The sequence below is a fragment of the Glutamicibacter sp. X7 genome, from assembly GCF_054889245.1.
Genome location: NZ_CM142678.1, coordinates 1,746,174 through 1,762,413 on the forward strand (window position 1 = coordinate 1,746,174; position 16,240 = coordinate 1,762,413).

At 60.6% G+C, this 16,240-nt stretch carries 14 protein-coding genes; 6 read left to right on the forward strand and 8 right to left on the reverse strand.

The window, feature by feature from the left end; all coding sequences use genetic code 11:
• Positions 1 to 18: 18 nt before the first annotated feature.
• Positions 19 to 501 (forward strand): SRPBCC family protein, encoded by a 483-nt coding sequence (locus ACYU0X_RS08460; protein ID WP_461902743.1) that lies wholly within the window; start codon positions 19 to 21, stop codon positions 499 to 501.
• Positions 502 to 535: 34 nt separating this feature from the next.
• On the opposite strand, the gene ACYU0X_RS08465 is transcribed toward ACYU0X_RS08460, so the two are convergent.
• Genes ACYU0X_RS08465 through ACYU0X_RS08475 form a run of 3 tightly spaced genes read right to left on the reverse strand, consistent with a single transcriptional unit; the run spans position 536 to position 2,104 of the window.
• Entirely contained in the window at positions 536 to 1,426 is an 891-nt protein-coding gene (locus tag ACYU0X_RS08465) for an SURF1 family cytochrome oxidase biogenesis protein (RefSeq protein ID WP_418909249.1), read from the reverse strand.
• Entirely contained in the window at positions 1,427 to 1,678 is a 252-nt protein-coding gene (locus tag ACYU0X_RS08470) for an acetone carboxylase (protein WP_418909250.1), read from the reverse strand.
• The gene (locus ACYU0X_RS08475) at positions 1,679 to 2,104 is read right to left on the reverse strand and encodes a DUF3099 domain-containing protein (protein WP_418909251.1); all 426 of its coding nucleotides are present in this window, start codon (positions 2,102 to 2,104) and stop codon (positions 1,679 to 1,681) included.
• A 202-nt stretch (positions 2,105 to 2,306) separates the two neighbouring features.
• Between ACYU0X_RS08475 and ACYU0X_RS08480 the strand changes: the two genes are divergently transcribed.
• Both ACYU0X_RS08480 and ACYU0X_RS08485 read left to right on the forward strand, forming a co-directional pair.
• Positions 2,307 to 3,029: a beta-ketoacyl-ACP reductase gene (locus ACYU0X_RS08480; RefSeq protein ID WP_418909252.1), complete on the forward strand. Its 723-nt coding sequence runs from the start codon at positions 2,307 to 2,309 to the stop codon at positions 3,027 to 3,029.
• Between the two features lie 43 nt (positions 3,030 to 3,072).
• Complete coding sequence (locus ACYU0X_RS08485; protein ID WP_461902744.1) at positions 3,073 to 3,822, forward strand: SDR family oxidoreductase; 750 nt, start codon at positions 3,073 to 3,075, stop codon at positions 3,820 to 3,822.
• 91 nt (positions 3,823 to 3,913) lie between these two features.
• Here ACYU0X_RS08485 and ACYU0X_RS08490 read toward each other — a convergent pair whose 3' ends face one another.
• Together ACYU0X_RS08490 and serB are read right to left on the reverse strand one after the other, a co-directional pair.
• Positions 3,914 to 5,641, reverse strand: coding sequence for a VanW family protein (locus ACYU0X_RS08490; RefSeq protein ID WP_461902745.1), 1,728 nt, complete (start codon positions 5,639 to 5,641; stop codon positions 3,914 to 3,916).
• Between the two features lie 142 nt (positions 5,642 to 5,783).
• The gene (gene serB, locus ACYU0X_RS08495; RefSeq protein WP_418909255.1) at positions 5,784 to 6,713 is read right to left on the reverse strand and encodes a phosphoserine phosphatase SerB; all 930 of its coding nucleotides are present in this window, start codon (positions 6,711 to 6,713) and stop codon (positions 5,784 to 5,786) included.
• A 112-nt stretch (positions 6,714 to 6,825) separates the two neighbouring features.
• Here serB and ACYU0X_RS08500 point away from each other — a divergent pair, with 112 nt between their 5' ends.
• From ACYU0X_RS08500 to ACYU0X_RS08510, 3 genes are read left to right on the forward strand one after another with little or no spacing between them, the layout of a single operon-like run.
• Positions 6,826 to 7,611 (forward strand): ABC transporter ATP-binding protein, encoded by a 786-nt coding sequence (locus ACYU0X_RS08500; protein ID WP_418909256.1) that lies wholly within the window; start codon positions 6,826 to 6,828, stop codon positions 7,609 to 7,611.
• 17 nt (positions 7,612 to 7,628) lie between these two features.
• On the forward strand, positions 7,629 to 8,435 hold the full coding sequence (locus ACYU0X_RS08505; RefSeq protein ID WP_418909257.1) for a sulfite exporter TauE/SafE family protein: 807 nt from the start codon (positions 7,629 to 7,631) through the stop codon (positions 8,433 to 8,435).
• Between the two features lie 13 nt (positions 8,436 to 8,448).
• Entirely contained in the window at positions 8,449 to 9,273 is an 825-nt protein-coding gene (locus tag ACYU0X_RS08510) for a TrmH family RNA methyltransferase (RefSeq protein ID WP_418909258.1), read from the forward strand.
• A gap of 88 nt (positions 9,274 to 9,361) precedes the next feature.
• Here ACYU0X_RS08510 and ACYU0X_RS08515 read toward each other — a convergent pair whose 3' ends face one another.
• From ACYU0X_RS08515 to ACYU0X_RS08525, 3 genes are all read right to left on the reverse strand, one after another.
• Positions 9,362 to 9,583, reverse strand: coding sequence for a hypothetical protein (locus ACYU0X_RS08515; RefSeq protein ID WP_461902746.1), 222 nt, complete (start codon positions 9,581 to 9,583; stop codon positions 9,362 to 9,364).
• Positions 9,584 to 9,671: 88 nt separating this feature from the next.
• The gene (locus ACYU0X_RS08520; protein ID WP_418909260.1) at positions 9,672 to 10,250 is read right to left on the reverse strand and encodes a hypothetical protein; all 579 of its coding nucleotides are present in this window, start codon (positions 10,248 to 10,250) and stop codon (positions 9,672 to 9,674) included.
• 1,409 nt (positions 10,251 to 11,659) lie between these two features.
• Positions 11,660 to 16,231, reverse strand: a complete 4,572-nt coding sequence (locus tag ACYU0X_RS08525) for a DUF3320 domain-containing protein (protein ID WP_461902747.1) — start codon at positions 16,229 to 16,231, stop codon at positions 11,660 to 11,662.
• Positions 16,232 to 16,240 lie beyond the last annotated feature (9 nt).

Below are 16,240 nucleotides of genomic sequence, written 5' to 3' on the forward strand. Positions count from 1 at the left end.
CGCAACCCCGGAGGGCGAATGCAGTACGAGAACGAGTTCTTGAGCAGAAGCAGGCAGATTCAGGCCTCGCCACACGAGGTCTTTGAACTGTTGCGGCACCCCGAGCGCCACCACGAAACCGAACCGGGGGACTGGGTGCGCGCGGCGATCGACCCGGAGCCGATTAGCCAGGTCGGCCAGATTTTCGCGGTTCATATGTATGCCGAAGGCTCCGGCGGTCCCTATATCATGCACAACAGGGTCACTGTCTTCGAGCCGGACCAGGTTATCGCGTGGGATCCCGGGCAACCCGACGAGCACGGCGTGGTGCGGCCCGGAGGATGGCGGTGGCGCTACGAGCTCACGCCGGCCGAGGGCGGAACCATGGTCACACTCATTTACGACTGGAGCGCGGTCAGTGCGGAAGTCCGCGAGTTATTCGGTGGGTTCCCCGTGGTCGACGAGGAATTTCTCGATCGCTCCCTAGCCGCGCTGGAGCGTGCCGTCCTGTCCGAGGACTGAGAGTCGGCGCACCACGTTTGCTAGCTAGGTTCGCTTAGCGAGGCTCGTGCTCGTCGAGCATCGCATCCTCATAGGCCTCGTCGGTCAGCGTGCCGTCTCGTCGCAGCCGTCGCACCTGCTTGGCCTGTACCTTGCGCACCCGGTGGATTGGTGCGTCGAAGCCTTGGGCCTGTGCCTCGGCTAGCTCGGCGGCCTCTTGGGCATTGAGGCGTTTTTGTTGCCGTGCGGCGTACCAGAAGCCCACGAACGCCAGCGCGCCGAACATGAACCACTGGTACGAGTAGGACAGGTGCGGCCCCTCGTCGGTATCCGGTCGGTCCAGCGGCTGTGGTGCGGATGCCGGGGCCGGGCTCTCCTCATAGCTGATGCCATAGGCGCCCTGCGCGATCGGGTAGTTCAGTGCCGCGGCCAAGTCTGGAAGATGAATTGAGGCGATCTGGCCCGCGGGCGCGCCGCGCTGCAGTTTGGCTTCGCCCGGCTTCAAATGCGCCTTCACGGTGACGGTGCCGCTCGGTGGCGCGGGAATATCGTCGGGCTCACCGGCCCGCTGATTGCCGATGGGCAGGTAGCCGCGGTCGATCACCACTGTTTTGCCCTCGGTGGTGCGGAAGGGGACCAACACCTCGTAGCCTGGGCGTCCGGCCTTCACCCGGTTGCGCACCAGCACCGTGTCCTCGCTGAGGTAGCGGCCGGTAAGCTGCACGGTCAGCCACGTGTCATCCTCGGGCAGGGACTCAAACTTGCCGTAGACGGCATCGCCGGTGAGCGGTTCGGCGAAGTAGTTCGTGTTGACCTTGGCGATTTCGGCCAGCACTTCGGTGCGCCGATCCATCTGCCACTTGCCGAGTCCGACGCAGGCTGCGGCGAAAATCACGACGAGGAGCAACCAACCCACCCAACGGGTACTGGCCAAAAAACGATACATCTAGCCTTCCGTCCCTTCGCCGGTGACGAGCGGTTCGGTTTCCCGGTAGAGCAGGCGTTGACGCAGGTAGTCTTCAAGCCACTGCTCGTGCTCCGGGCAGGCCAACCAGACTTTACGGCGTTCGGGGGTATGGATTTTGGGGTTGTTCCACAGCAGCTTCACGTGCGCGCGGTTGCGGCATCCCTTGCGTGAGCAAATAACTTCCTCGGCGTTTGGCTGTTGGCCGGCGCCGAGCGAACCCAGCAAATCCATTTAGTGCTCCTGCGTATGGCGATCATGCGGTGTGGTGGACGTGTCGGTACCATCCTGTGGTTCCTCCACGAAGCTTCCCTCGATCACGGTGTCTTCGGCGTCCTCATCACCCGGCTCCGGCGCCGCGGGGGCTGCGTCGAGCTGCGGGGCATCCCGGTCGTGGTAGAACTCGGCCGGCGGCTGGCGTTTGGTCACGTCGGCGCCGCCATTTGCGATCACCACGGCGATATAGGGCAGCACGATGGCCGCGGCCAGCAAGGTCCACCGTAACCACCCGTCGACGAAAAACGCCAGCACGAAGCACACCACGCGGGTGAGCATGGAGATGGTGTATTTGCGCACACGGGTATCGCGTTCCACGGTGTGCGATTCACGAGCTTCGGTAATGCGGTGTACCGCGGGATGCTCGGCTTTACGATGCGACATGAGGCGCCGGTTTCATTAGATCGAGGGCTTGGGTGTTCAGCTCCATTGTCTCACTTCGGGCGGTCAGCACGTAATTTCTACACGCTGTCGAATCTTGGATACTCTTCGGTAGCTAATAGGATGAAGTGAACACGCTATTAGAATCCATGGCCACTACCGCTAGGTAGCCGTGCCATGCGGCGCATTTGAATGGAGACCTATTGTGAGTAGCGAAGCACCCACCGGCCGTAGCGTACTGGTGACCGGCGGCAACCGCGGTATCGGCCTGGCCATTGCCCGGGCGTTCGAAGCCAATGGCGACAAGGTCGCCATCACCTACCGCAGCGGTGAGGTCCCCGAGGGACTGCTTGGCGTCAAGGCCGATGTCACCGACGCCGCCTCCATCGACGCGGCATTCAGCGAGGTCGAGGCCGCCCACGGTCCGGTCGAGGTGCTCGTGGCCAACGCCGGAGTGACCAAGGACACCCTGCTGCTGCGCATGAGCGAAGACGACTTCACCTCGGTGATCGACACGAACCTCACCGGGGCCTTCCGTGTGATCAAGCGGGCCTCGAAGGGCATGCTGCGCCTCAAGCGCGGCCGTGTGGTGCTGATCTCCTCCGTGGTGGGTCTCTACGGCTCGCCCGGCCAGATCAACTACGCGGCCTCCAAGTCGGGTCTGGTGGGTATTGCCCGCTCGCTGACCCGCGAGCTCGGTTCGCGCGGTATTACCGCCAACGTGGTGGCCCCCGGGTTCATCAACACCGACATGACCGCCGCCCTGCCGGAAGACACCCAGAAGAGCTACCTGGCCAGCATCCCCGCCAACCGCTTCGCCGAGCCCGAAGAGGTCGCCAATGTGGTGCGTTGGGTCGCCAGCGAGGAAGCCGCCTACATCTCCGGGGCCGTTATCCCGGTCGATGGCGGTCTGGGCATGGGCCACTAACGTCAACGTACGAGTATCGACGAGAAATTAGGAGTACAAACAAGTGAGTGAATACAAGGGTGCCATCGTCACCGGTTCGTCCCGCGGAATCGGTTCGGTCACCGCGCAACTGCTAGCCGAACAGGGCATCGGCGTGGTGGTCAACTACCGTGCCAAGGCGCCGCGCGCCAACAAGGTCGTTGCCGGAATCGAAGAAAAGGGCGGCAAGGCCGTTGCCGTCGGCGCGGATCTGACGACCGCCGAGGGACCCCAGGCCCTGGTGGATGCGGCCGTGGAGAACTTCGGCTCGCTGGATGTGCTCGTGCTGAACGCCTCCGGCGGGATGGAGACGAGCATGGGCGAGGACTACGCGCTGCGCCTGAACCGTGACGCCCAGGTCGCCATGCTCACCGCCGCCCTGCCCAAGATGAGCGAGGGTGGCCGTGTGGTCTTCGTGACCAGCCACCAGGCGCACTTCATCAACCAGGTCGAAACCATGGACGCCTACGACGCCGTGGCGCGTTCTAAGCGTGCCGGTGAAGACGCCCTGCGTGCCATGATTCCGCAGCTGTCCGAGAAGAACATTGACTTCGTGGTCGTCTCCGGCGACATGATCGAAGGCACCATTACCGCCACGCTGCTCAACCGCGTGGAGCCCGGAGCGATTGAGGCACGCCGCGAGGCCGCCGGCAAGCTCTACACCGTCGAGGAGTTCGGTGCCGAGGTCGCCAAGATGGTCTTCGCCGACGTGCCGACCGGTCACACCGAACTGGTCGGCGGCGCCGGAGACTTCTTGGAGCAGTCCGAGCAGTAAGGCACTGCCGCTACCGACGGCATAACGCAGAAGGGCCGCTGGTTCCTTCCCGTGAGGGAAAGAACCAGCGGCCCTTCTATTGTCGCGGCGACTACGGCTTGGTGCCGCAGACGACCTTATGCCATGGCTGGTAGGTCCAAGTCTTCGTCTCGGCCGGTAGCTTCTTCGAACCGTCGATGGCTTCCCGGTAACGGGTGATGTCGATGGTGAAGCCCGGCTTGCCGCCACGCTCCGGAACACACTGGTCGGCCGGGTTGTACTTGGTTTCCGGCTTGGTCTGGTGATGCTTGCCCGAGCTGTCCTGCGAAACCTTCCAGTACTTGGTGCTCCACAGGCGGGTGTGTACGCGGTCGGAGGACACCCAGGCTTCGATCAGCACGCCGTAGGGCGTGTTGTTCTTCCACTGCATATCCACCTGTCCCTCCCAGAGGGTGGCTTCGCGTCCGGCCGGGTAGCGTTCGAACCAGCGGCTGTGCGGCTTGTGGGTGATGTCGTCGTAGCCGGCCAGGAAGCCGGCGTTATACATTTGCGTGGAGATCTGCGACAAGCCGCCGCCGACCGCCTCGGAGCTAAAGCCGTCGACCACGACGCCCGAGCCGTAGTAACCATTGGCGGTGGTGATCGGCCCCAGCGCCTTCAGCAGCGAGAACGTTTCGCCCGGCTTAATGACCAAGCCATTGAGTCGCTTCGAGCCGGCCTTCAGGTTCTTGGTGCGTACCGTATCGCTGGTGGGGTAGGGGGTGGAGAAGTGTACGATCTCTTCCTTGATGCCCAGCTTCTTCGCATCGGCCGTGGTGAATTCGGCGTCCTGTGCCACCAGCTCCACCGTCGCGGTACGCGAGTCGGTAGCCGCGGCCTCAAGCACCTTTTGTCCCAGACCCTTGGTCTCGAGGGCGATGCCTTCCTTCGACTCAACGATGCTGGGCTTGCCGCCCTTGAGCACGACCTTGGCGTTCTTAGCGGTGCTACTGAAATCCGAGTTCTTCGTGGCGGCCTTGGCCAGCTTCTCATCGTCGAGGCTCAGGCTCGGCGCATCCTTGGAGAGGTCCACCGAGGCGGCGGCGGCGATGGATGCGGGGGAGACCTCGACCTTCTTGTCGCCGGATTGCAGGGTCACCGGCGCAGAAAGCAACTTGGTCACCTCACCGTCGTAGAAGTCCTTGAGCTGCTCCGCGGAGAATTTCGGATCGACGCGGTGGGCCGGGAGCTCGATGGTAGCCCCGCTAAAATCCCATTGCTCCTCGAGAGTCTCGGCGGCCTGAGGCTGGTCAAGTTCCACCCCGGCCACCGGTTCGGTCAACTTTGCCTGACCCTCGGTGAACTTGATCGTACCCTCGGCGACCTCAGCGTCGGTTTTCTTCGCCAGCGACTTCAGCGCGGCGTCGAGCTTGTCATGATCCACGTTCACCGCCGGATCGATGGCGTAGCTACCGGTGAGTCGCTCATAGAGCTTCACCGGGTTGACCTCGTACTGGGTCAGCCCCTCAAGGGTTGCATCCACATCAAAAGACAGGCCGGCCTTGGCCGGATCCAAGGTGTAGTCCTGACCATCGACCTGCACCTTGATTGGTTCGCTGGCCTTGGCGGTCACCTGGTCCGCGAGGACTTCACGTGCCTGGTCCGGCGACATCGAACCGATGCTCACCCCAGCCACTGCGGCGTTGGCCGGCAGCTGCGAGCTGATCCACGCCGCGGAACCAAAGTAGGCACCACCGGCGGCGACCACACAGGCACCGGCAATGATCCAGCCCTTGGCCTTGGAGGGGCGCTGGTTCTCGGCACGCGAGGTCTTCGGTGATTCGTTCGGAGGATTATGCACGGTGGGTGAGCTCTTTCGACAACGGTTAGGGGTGGGGTGGGCTCAACGGTCACAGACCGCCGGAGCTAAACCCCCTAGAAATACTAGTGCGTTGGTCAACGCATCCGCTGTGAAATGCCCGACGAATGGCCCAAATCGTTATCTAGTTGTTGGATTTGAGCTCGGCAAGGTCCTGCAAAACCAGATCGGCGATCACGTCCAGCTCGCCGAAATCGATGGCGACCGATGCCCGTTCGCGCAGTGCCGGTTTGGCGTTGAAAGCGACGCCGAGCCCGGCGGCGCAGACCATGTCTAGATCATTGGCACCATCACCGGCGGCGATGGTGGCCCCGAGCGGAATCTGGTGTTCCGCGGCCCAGCTACGCAACATACGCTCCTTGGTGGCGCGATCGACAATGTCCCCATGCACTGTGCCATCCAGGATTCCGTCCTTGATGCCCAGGGTGTTGGCCAGCGCGTGGTCAAGACCCAGCTCCGTTGCGAGTGGATCGAGGATCTGCTGGAAACCTCCGGAAACTACCGCGACCACATGCCCCGCGGCATGCATGCGGCGCACCAGTGCCTCGGCCCCGGCGGAGAACTCGATACGGTCGATCACCTCGGCCAGCACCTGCTCGGGAAGTCCCTTCAGTGTGGCCACACGTTGAATCAACGACTGGGCGAAATCCAACTCGCCACGCATTGCCGCCTCGGTGACGGCGGCGACTTCGGCTTCGCGACCGGCATGTGCGGCCAGAAGCTCAATAACCTCCTGACGGATCAGGGTGGAATCCACGTCCATGATCAGCAGCAGCCGCTCGGCCGCGGTCAGTTCGGCGGGCACGACGGCTACACATAACTTATCGGCGGCCGGCAGATCCAGCCCCTCCACTAGGTTCAGCACGTCCGCACGTAGCTGGACGGTGGATTCACCAGGCAACTGAATCTTGGCTAGCTGACGATTCTGGCTCACCGCACGCCATACCGTGCCGGGGTCTACGTGAGAGAGATGCGGTAGCAGCTGCGACAGCAGATCGGTGAAGTCATCAGCGGAAACGTCGGGACGCGAAACGAGGGCCAAAGTGGGATGCATAAGACCATTTTCGGTGAAGCCGTGGTCAAAGCACCAAACCATGACGGTGTTAGTCGAAGCTCACCGACCCGAAATTTAGTGATTGCGCGACGCAAACACTAGGGTTTTATCCATGAGCGAAGTGCTAGATTTCAACGACGTGTCTGTGGTGCGCGCCAATAAGGACCTGCTGAGCGACATTTCGTGGCAGGTACAAGAAGGCGAACGCTGGATCGTGCTGGGCCCGAACGGGGCCGGCAAGTCGACCCTGATGAACATCGCAGCCGCCCGCATGCATCCCACCCGCGGTCGTGCGGGAATCCTCGGCGAACAGCTCGGCCGAGTGGACGTCTTCGAGCTGCGTCCGATGATCGGTCTGAGCTCTTCCCTGATCGCCGCGCAGATCCCGGCCCATGAAACCGCGCTCAACGTGGTGCTCACCGCGGCCTACGGTTACACCGGCCGGTGGCGCGAACTCTATGAGAAGCCCGATGAGCGTCGCGCCTTTGCGCTGCTACACGAGTGGGGGATGTCCACCTTCCTCAACCAGCCCTTCGGCAAGCTGTCCGAAGGTGAGCGCAAGCGCGTGCTGATCGCTCGTGCCTTGATGACCGACCCGGAACTTTTGATCCTGGACGAACCGGCCGCAGGTCTGGACCTCGCCGGCCGCGAGAACCTCGTGCGCCAGCTGGGCACCTTCGCGCAGGATGAATTCGCGCCGGCGTTGATTTTGGTCACCCACCACCTCGAGGAAATTCCTGCTGGCTTTACCCACGTTCTGATGCTCAACGGGGGAAAGATCACGGCCGCCGGCGAAATTGGCGCCACGCTGACCGAAGAGAACCTGCGGAAGACCTACGACATGGATCTAGCCCTCCGCGTTGACAACGGCCGGTACTCGGCCTTCGCCCGACACTAGAAAAGAGTCGTAGCTACGTGGCTTTAGATTTTTGGCGTGAAGCGCTGGTATTCCTTGGCGGCCTCTGGGCCGGCACCATCAACACGGTGGTGGGTTCCGGAACACTCGTTACTTTCCCCATCTTGGTTGCCTTAGGGATTGCGCCGGTCAACGCCGTGGTCTCCAACGCAATGGGCTTGGTGGCCGGTGGCTTCTCCGGGGCCTGGGGATACCGGCGCGAGGCCGCCTCGGTGCGCAGTACGCTGCTGAAACTCGTCCCGGTCTCGCTCATTGGTGGTTTGATCGGTTCGCTCCTGCTGCTGAACCTCCCCGAATCCGTCTTCGGTGTAGTGGCACCGATCCTGCTGGTGCTTGCCTTGGTCCTGGTCATTTTCCAGCCACGGCTCGCCGCATGGGCGAAAACCCGGCAGGCGGCCAATAGCCCCGACCCAGACGCTGCAGACCAGGCTCCCATTCCGCCGATCCTCTATGTGCTGGTGTTCCTCATCGGTATCTACGGTGGCTATTTCACCGCCGCCCAGGGCGTGTTGCTCATGGCCGTCTTTGGAGTATTCCTGCAGGCCTCCCTGCAGCAGTCCAATGCCATCAAGGTGATTCTTTCCTTGATCGTGAACCTTGTGGCTGCGGTGATCTACCTAGTGGTGGCGCCCGAACGAATCCACTGGGTGATCGTGCTGCTTATTGCGGTGGGTTCACTGATCGGTGGCCTCGTCGGTGCGAAGATCGGACGCAAACTCTCGCCCGGATGGTTGCGCGCGGTGATTGTGATCCTCGGTCTGATCGCTCTGACGAATATGGTCTACAAGCTGGTTACCGGTGGCTGAGTCAACTTCTTCTGTGGTTAATCCGGGACGGATTTTCAACGTCGCGGACCTCGAGGATCCACGTCTCGACGAGTATCTGCGCTTGTCCGAGGCCCATCTGCGCATGCGCACCGACGTGGAAAACGGCCTCTATATTGCCGAGAGCACCATGGTGGTCCGGCGCGCGCTGAACGCCGGGCACGTACCGCGAAGCTTCCTGCTGGCCGAAAAGTATCTCGACCAACTTACCGAGGAGTTCGCGCGGTACCCCGAGGTTCCGATCTTTGTCGGCGATGACCGTCAGCTTGAAGAGCTGGTCGGCTTCCACCTGCACCGTGGGGCCATGGCCTCGATGAACCGCCCCGAGCCACTTGACGTGGATCAGGTGCTGCAAGCCAGCACGCGGGTGGCGGTGCTGGAAGATATCGCGGACCACACCAATCTTGGCGCCATCCTGCGTTCGGCTACTGGTCTTGGAGTCGACGCGGTGCTTTTGACGCCTAAGTGCGTGGATCCTTGGTACCGGCGCAGCGCCCGCGTTTCGATGGGCACCGTCTTCGATCTCCCGTGGGTGCGCTTAGACAGCTGGCCGGATGGACTGGAGATTTTAGCGCGTCACGGTTTCCGCACCCTGGCCATGGAGTTGACCGAGGATGCGATCCCACTGGATCGGCTCGAGATTGCCGCGGGGGATAAGGTCGCGATGATCCTAGGCAACGAGGGGCGCGGTGTGCGCGCCGAAACCCTGGGACGCGTCGATGGCACCGTGATGATTCCGATGCACCGAGAGGTGTCGTCGCTCAATGTGGGCGCGGCCAGCGCCATCGCCTTTTGGCATTTGTGCTCCAACCCCCGCTGAGTATCCAGCGGGGGCCTCGACGCGTAGAGCAGGATAAACTTCGAGAAAGCGTCGAGAACTCATGTGTCCTGGCGCTCAAAACTCATGATCATGGTCCCTGGAGCAGCGTAATGACCACGTTCATGATCTGCAGCGACAGAATACCGAGGGCGATCGAGATCACGGCCCAGAGATAGGCGCGCTTTACCATGGCGATGATACCGCCAACTAGTCCGAAGGCTATTGGGAGGAAGAACATCCAGAGGGGCTTCGCAACCCCCGTGCCCGTCCAGTCGACAAGTGCGAGCATGGAGAGTAGTACCAGAGCCATTGAGACCCAAGTGCCAGTCGGACATCCAGGACGTGGTTTCCTTGCAGCTTCGTTCATCTGTCATCCAGCTTTCTGATCGAATCGGCGTCTACTTGAAAGGATTGCAGAACGAGTAGGTGAAGTACACGCTGACGGCACTGGCCATAGCACGTTCGCCACTGCCCATTTTGTATGCATTCTTCTTGATGCCCGAGACTAGATTGCGATCGCACGAGCAAGCGAAATAGCCGCGTGAACCGTAGCAGCGGTCGTGGGTTCGGCAGAGCGAGTCCAGCGTGTCGACGGCACGCCCGCCACCGTGTCCGGGGCCGCACCAATTGCCCCAGACCGGCATGCCGTACGTCGTGACGCCGCCTGAACCACCTGAGGGAGCGCCAAGTGCCGACTGAGCTGAGCTGTATTGGTTCAGCAACCGTCCGATCTCAAGCGTCTTTGCGTCAGCGCCCATAGATTCTGCCTTGTCGGCGTCGAAGTAGACCTCGCCGTCGCGTGTGGTCGTGAACTCCATAGTCGATTCCATGTCCTTGGTGATCTCGCGTTCCGCAGCCTTCTTGGACTGGTCCGACGGTGCCGCGCTAGCCGACGTAGCGAACGCACCAAAGCTGGTGACCAGTAGGGCAAACGAGGCGAGGAATGCAATTCCTGCCCTGTAGGTATTTTTCTTCATGAGATAGATATTCGCTGTCTCTAGATCGGAGAGTCAACTTTGAATCTGACGACGACATGGCAAAAGTATGAGTCGTTTCCCTATCTTTTCATGAATATATGAGAGAACTTGTAGAAAATTCTGAGGAAAACTGGCGGTAATATGACGCGAAATGTGTCGAATGTGACGTCCCCTCCACTTCTCCGCAGAGCACCATGCCCGACTCAGTTAAATTCGGGGTCAAAGAAGATCATCGTCAGCCAACACGGCTGCCCCCGATGAGACACTCCACCGAAGTTATGCGCGCTCATAGGGTAAGCGGTGGAACTTTGAGGTAGGCATCGGTCCAATGGTCACCAATGCCGACGATTTTGGCTACCACAGGGATCAACCCGTGGTTGCAACTATTTTGCTCGTGTCGCACGACTGACGGTCGTCGTCAGTAACGTGCGAACGATCATCGTCGACACGCCGACCGTGTCTCCAATTCAGCTCAACCAGCCGCCGCTCGAGCATTACGTCGCCAGCAACCCCCTCTCGCCAGTTTGTACAAGCTTCGTGAGTTCGGCGAGTGACGTCCTAAGATATCCGTCTGACCTTGAACTTCCCTGCCGACTGGATCGTTCTGTGCATGGCTCCCAGCCAGTGGGTATTGGTGCTTAGAGAAGATGCTGGGCCCATGGACAAGACCTTGCTCAGCGCAGGAGACGTCGCCAATATCCTTGGAGCGTCGAGGCAAGACGTCGTCGCTCAGTGCGACCGAGGAGAGCTTCCCGCCGTCCGCGTGGACTGACATCGTCGCGTCCGCAAAACAGAACTGGATCACTTCAGGTCACCGGAGCTCACCTTTCTCTAGGCGAAGTCGCTCTGGCTCGACCGCGCGATCCTCGGCGCGCTGATGGCCGATCCCGGCCGAGTGGTGGCGATCGTCAAAGAGATCACAGCACGGTGGAGGTCGGTGTACAGGAGTGACAGGCTGAGCCAGGTATATCTCAACGCCTGAAAGGAGATCCTCGACCGAGGCCTTGACTAGGTCATTGCCTTGCTGATGCGCGCCGACGACAAGTCGTACGAGTTGCGTTACAACACACCGTTCGTCGGAGTGCAGTCGGACGTCCAGCGCCAGAAGGTGCAATAGGCCATTCGCAACAACTAGCTGCCGTCCCATCCCGATAATATACACGCGTGAACCGCCAGCAGCTGGCCCACATCCTCCAGTCAGCCGGTCAGATCACCGGTCACCGGTCCGAGAAGTGCATTGGATCTGCTGACTTTTCACGAAGCGCCCCTTAACTTCGTCGCACACAAACTGTGCGCTGGAAGTTCGCTCACACTGATCGAAGAAAATGACGACCTCGAGCTCCAGTCCATCGCCATTGCATCAAGCCGAGCGCGCATAAGGTGAATGCTATACAGCGAGTGCGAAAAGGTTAGAGTGATTTCGCGGAAGTCAAAGTATCGTCGTCCGAGCAAATGATGTTGCCTTCGGTGATGAGCTGGTCGATAGCTTCATTTATATACCGGTCGACGGAAGCTCCCGTTCTAGCCCAGCCGAACACGCGAGCTACGCTTTGGACGACTTCCGAACGACGGGCCGCGCCAGCATCGCGAATAGTCAGGATCGCGGCGGTGGCAAGCTCTTCTCGGTGTACCTGTTCTACCCTGCGGGTGACCCTTTCCGTGGGGGTGCGGACGGATGCGATGTTATTGTCCGAGGTCATGAGGAAGTCACCATCGCGGATGATCAGAGCTCGCTGGACGGCGAGCATGATGTTGTTGCGGATATTGGAGCCGATGCGGCCTACATTCCACCAGTCCCTTAGTCGCTCGTGGGCGACGTCGAGGTGTAAGGGACCTTCGTGTTCGACGAGTGTTTGGATGGCGTCGACCATGTGCAGGTGACTGCCTTCCTCGCCAGGATCGACCCAGCGAGGCAATGTCCGGGCTGGGGCGACGCGGTAGGGAGTTGTCCAAGTTGGAGACACCTCGATGTCTGTACGTTCTGTCTCGATTACTCTTTGCTCGATTGTTGCCGTGATTTTGGTACGACCCTCAATGGGAGCGTTGATGGCGTCTTGGATAGCGGTATGAAGTCGTCCTTCCTCCGTGGTGCGGTCGCGGTACCAAGCAGTGCCCCAGATTCGGTGAAGACGCCAGCCGAGGCCGCTGAGGACCTGGTCCCGGAGCCGGTCTCGGTCTCGGGCGGCGGGCGCTGAGTGGTACTGATATCCGTCACACTCGATGCCTATGGCGAACATCCCGGGGTAGGCGGGGTGGCGTACCCCGATGTCGATACGGTATCCGGCAGCTCCGACCTGCGGTTCTACGGTGTAGCCCCAACTCTTGATGGCACCGATGACGGATTCCTCGAAGGGCGATTCTGGGTCTAGTCCCGTGGACGAGTAAGGGACGGCGAGGGTTTGTGCTCCCCTCTCGGCGTAGTCGAGGTAGGCGCGGAAGTACTCGACGTTCTCATTCGTTGAGGGCGGGATCTGCCCAGCGTGCATGGAAGCAACAACTTCGACGCGTTGCCGAGCGCGGGTGATCGCGACATTAAGGCGTCGCCAGCCCTTATCCTTATTCAACGCACCAAAGTTAGTAGAGATCTTACCTGCCTCGTCAGGCCCATAGCCGACAGAGAAGATGATTACGTCGCGCTCGTCGCCTTGCACCTGTTCCAAGGCACGGATGAAGAAGCCGCTGAGGCGGTCTTCAATGTCGAAGAAACGGTCGAGGTCACGTCGTTGGAGCCGGGCTTCGTCAATAGCGTCCTGAACTGCGTCAGCTTGCGCGACAGAGAATGTCACAACCCCGAGTGTTAGGTTCGGGCGCTTTGTGAAGTGTTCGATTACGCGTTCTGCGACCTTGGCAGCTTCAACAGCGTTGTAAGCTCCACCACCACGACGGTACATCCCATGGGCGTGGAAGAACTCGACACCGACGTCTTCACCTTCGGCGTGGGCAGAAGGGAAGGTGACGAGCTTGCCTTCGTAGAACTTATAGTTAGAGAAAGCGATGAGGTCTTCATGACGTGAGCGGTAGTGCCAACGCAGACCGAGGTTGTTGAAGGCGCCTGACGCTTTAGCGAGTTCGAGGATGGACTGGAAATCCTTGACGTCGGTTTCCTCTTCGTCGTCATCGTCGGTATTGCGCTCGAAGAACGAAGTGGGCGGCAGCTGTTTGTCGTCCCCGGCGAGAATTAGGGACCTGCCCCGGTAGATACAGTTGATGGCGTCGCCGGGGGTGACTTGGGACGCTTCGTCGAAGATCACGATGTCGAACTCCATATCGGAGGGCAGATACTGTGAGACTGCCAGCGGTGACATCATGAAGACCGGCTTGATGCTGGGCGTGACGTTGCAGGTCAATGAGATGAGCTCACGTACCGGCCTGTGTTTTTTCTGCTTGCCACCTTCGCGGCGGATGACGGATGACTCGCCCATTGTGGTATTCACGGGTCGACGCGTGTTGGCGGCGAGGATTATGTCTGAAGTTGACGCCTTGATCAGGTCGCGGTCGAGGGCGCGGTACTCCTCGACGAGCACTTCTCGGTCGGTTGCCAGAAGAGGGCGGAGACGCGCATCGTGTTGGATGACGGCGTCGGACCAGCTGCGGAGAAGAGCTCGCATCACCACGTCGGGCACGTCATGCTCCCGAAGTCGCTGTTCGATACAGAAGTCGACGGCTGTATCGAGCCCCCTCCTGGCGAGGTCATCATAAGCCCGCCTATAGTCGAACCATTCCTGCTGGCCGACAGTGTCGGCCCGAAAGTCGTTAATCAGCTCTACGGCACCGTGGAAGTCGTCGAACTCCTGAGACAGCTCCCTATGACGGGTCCGAGAGAAGGCCTGAACTACGCGATCCTGAGATTGCAACCACCGTTCGTAGGCAGAATTCATCGCGATTACAGGAGTGGAAGCAGCCAGGATATTCACCTGTTCAGAAGTCAGCGGCCCATCGACGAGCGATCGAAGCTCAACAGCCCAAGCGATCGCCTCGTCAAGAGTTTCGATGTCGGTGTCACCGAAATTGAAGTAGTCACCGAACATCGCCCGGTAGTCAGGCTCGGCTACGTGAAGTTCTTCGGTCGCACGCTCGGCGTTCTCCACGAGTGCAAGGAGGTGGTTGGCCTCGGCGAGCGAATGGTTCTTTCCAGTCACGGTCCCCACAGCATTGATGCGTGCTGCGGCCTGGCGCATGGGCTCGACGTGAGCGGTGAGCCAGTCTATGACTTGGCTGATGGGTTCGAGGATGAGTTCAGGACGACCCGCGAGCGCCGGACTTGGTCGGAGCCCCCGCTTCCACTCATCGATGTCCGTACGAGCGGTGGCGGCCACGGTCCGGTGGGCGTCGCTTATCTCGCTTGTGGTCAGGTATGTGACAAGCGCTGCGGGCACGTTATTTTCGGTAAGTGCGAGAACTTCCTCAACCATATTGAAGGCATCATTGAGTGCCTCGAAGTCGGTTTCTCGCCCAGCCCAATGCGTCCCGAGAGTTTCACCGTTTGCGGCAGCGAAGATGTCGAAAGCCTTGCTGGTCTCACCCCAAGCCACGGCCTCCGCGAGCTGGCTGATGCCCGTCCTCACGTCGGCAGCATCGGTCAGCAGTCCAGCGACCGTTTTCTTGTCGGTGCGGTAGCTGCGCGACAGCTTTTTCAGGCCCTTGTGCAGATTTGCGAACCGGTCCTGAAGCTCAGCCAAGGGTGCTTTCAAGGCTTCGGGAGCGAATACCGAAGATGCCCTGGCTTCAGCTTCGTTCAGCGCTGTGAGATGTTCGCGGAGCGTTGTCGCGACTGCACGTGCCTCGGCCAGTCCCACTGGGGTAAACCAGCGTCGGTCAGGTCGAGTGTTCTGGGTGCGCAAATCGATGATACGAGTCAGCCGATCTACGTCGGCGAACATCGAGATTGGCGGGAGCCCCAAGCTGCTGGCCAGCGACGACAGGGTTTGCATCCGCTCACCTAGCAGGTGAGCCTGCATCTCGAACTGGTCAGCAGTCTCTTGCAGATCAGTGGCCGAAACATTCTGCAGGTCTACCGGAGATGTCGATACGTTGACCGGGGCAGGGCACGGTGGCGTGGCGTCCGGTTGCGGCAACCTGGTCCACGGTATGCCGGCCGCTTGTGTAACCGCTTCTTCAGCGTCCTTGAGGCGCGCCAGCCGATTGCCAAGATCGGCGCGGGAAGACATGATCGGTTGTGTGGACTCGGCGGTGAGCCATTGCCCCATCATTTCCGTGGGATGTGGCCGATGCTGGTGCTCTATGAGAGCAATCAAGTGTGGCGTGTCGGATGGCTTCCTCAGATCGAATGCGTCGACGATTTGGGCGTTAATCGTAACTGTGCCGCGTAGCTCCTCCAGCGCCAGCTCGGCCTGATAGAGCCGAACCTCGAGTGACAGGTCGTCGATAACGTCGCGCCACAGGAATGACCCACCTTGGGCCGCGGGCCGCCATGCACGAACCAACTTCGACAGGGTTTCCTGGATCCTAGCGTATTCAGCCTCGGTGAGGTCAGTCGGGGCTCTTTCGGGAATAGGCGCGATCGGCGCGTTCGAAAGATTCGCGTATACACCCAGCACTTGGTGCAGGGACATGTTAAGCGGCTTCCGCACTTCGTTCATGGCGGCCGCGTAGTCGTTGAGCTGTTCGCGTCGCTCTTTCACTCCTTGTCGTGCCAAGGTCGGCATGGTCGTTGGAGGCTTGACGAGGGTGTCCAATGTCCTGAGCAGTTCGGTCGCCACTTCCTTACGGCTCGCTTTGTGCGAATGGAGCTCGAGAAGGTACGAGCCGAGTCCGGCGGCGGCGAGCCGATTGCGCACCACATCGAGGGCCGCCATCTTCTCCGATACGAACAAGACTCTCTTACCAGCGTGAAGCAGCGCACCGATCATGTTTGCGATGGTCTGCGACTTGCCGGTGCCCGGAGGACCGTCCATGACAAATGACTTGCCCGCGAGAGCCGCAGCGACCGCCACTCGTTGCGAGGAATCAGCGTCAAGCACAAAGGGCGT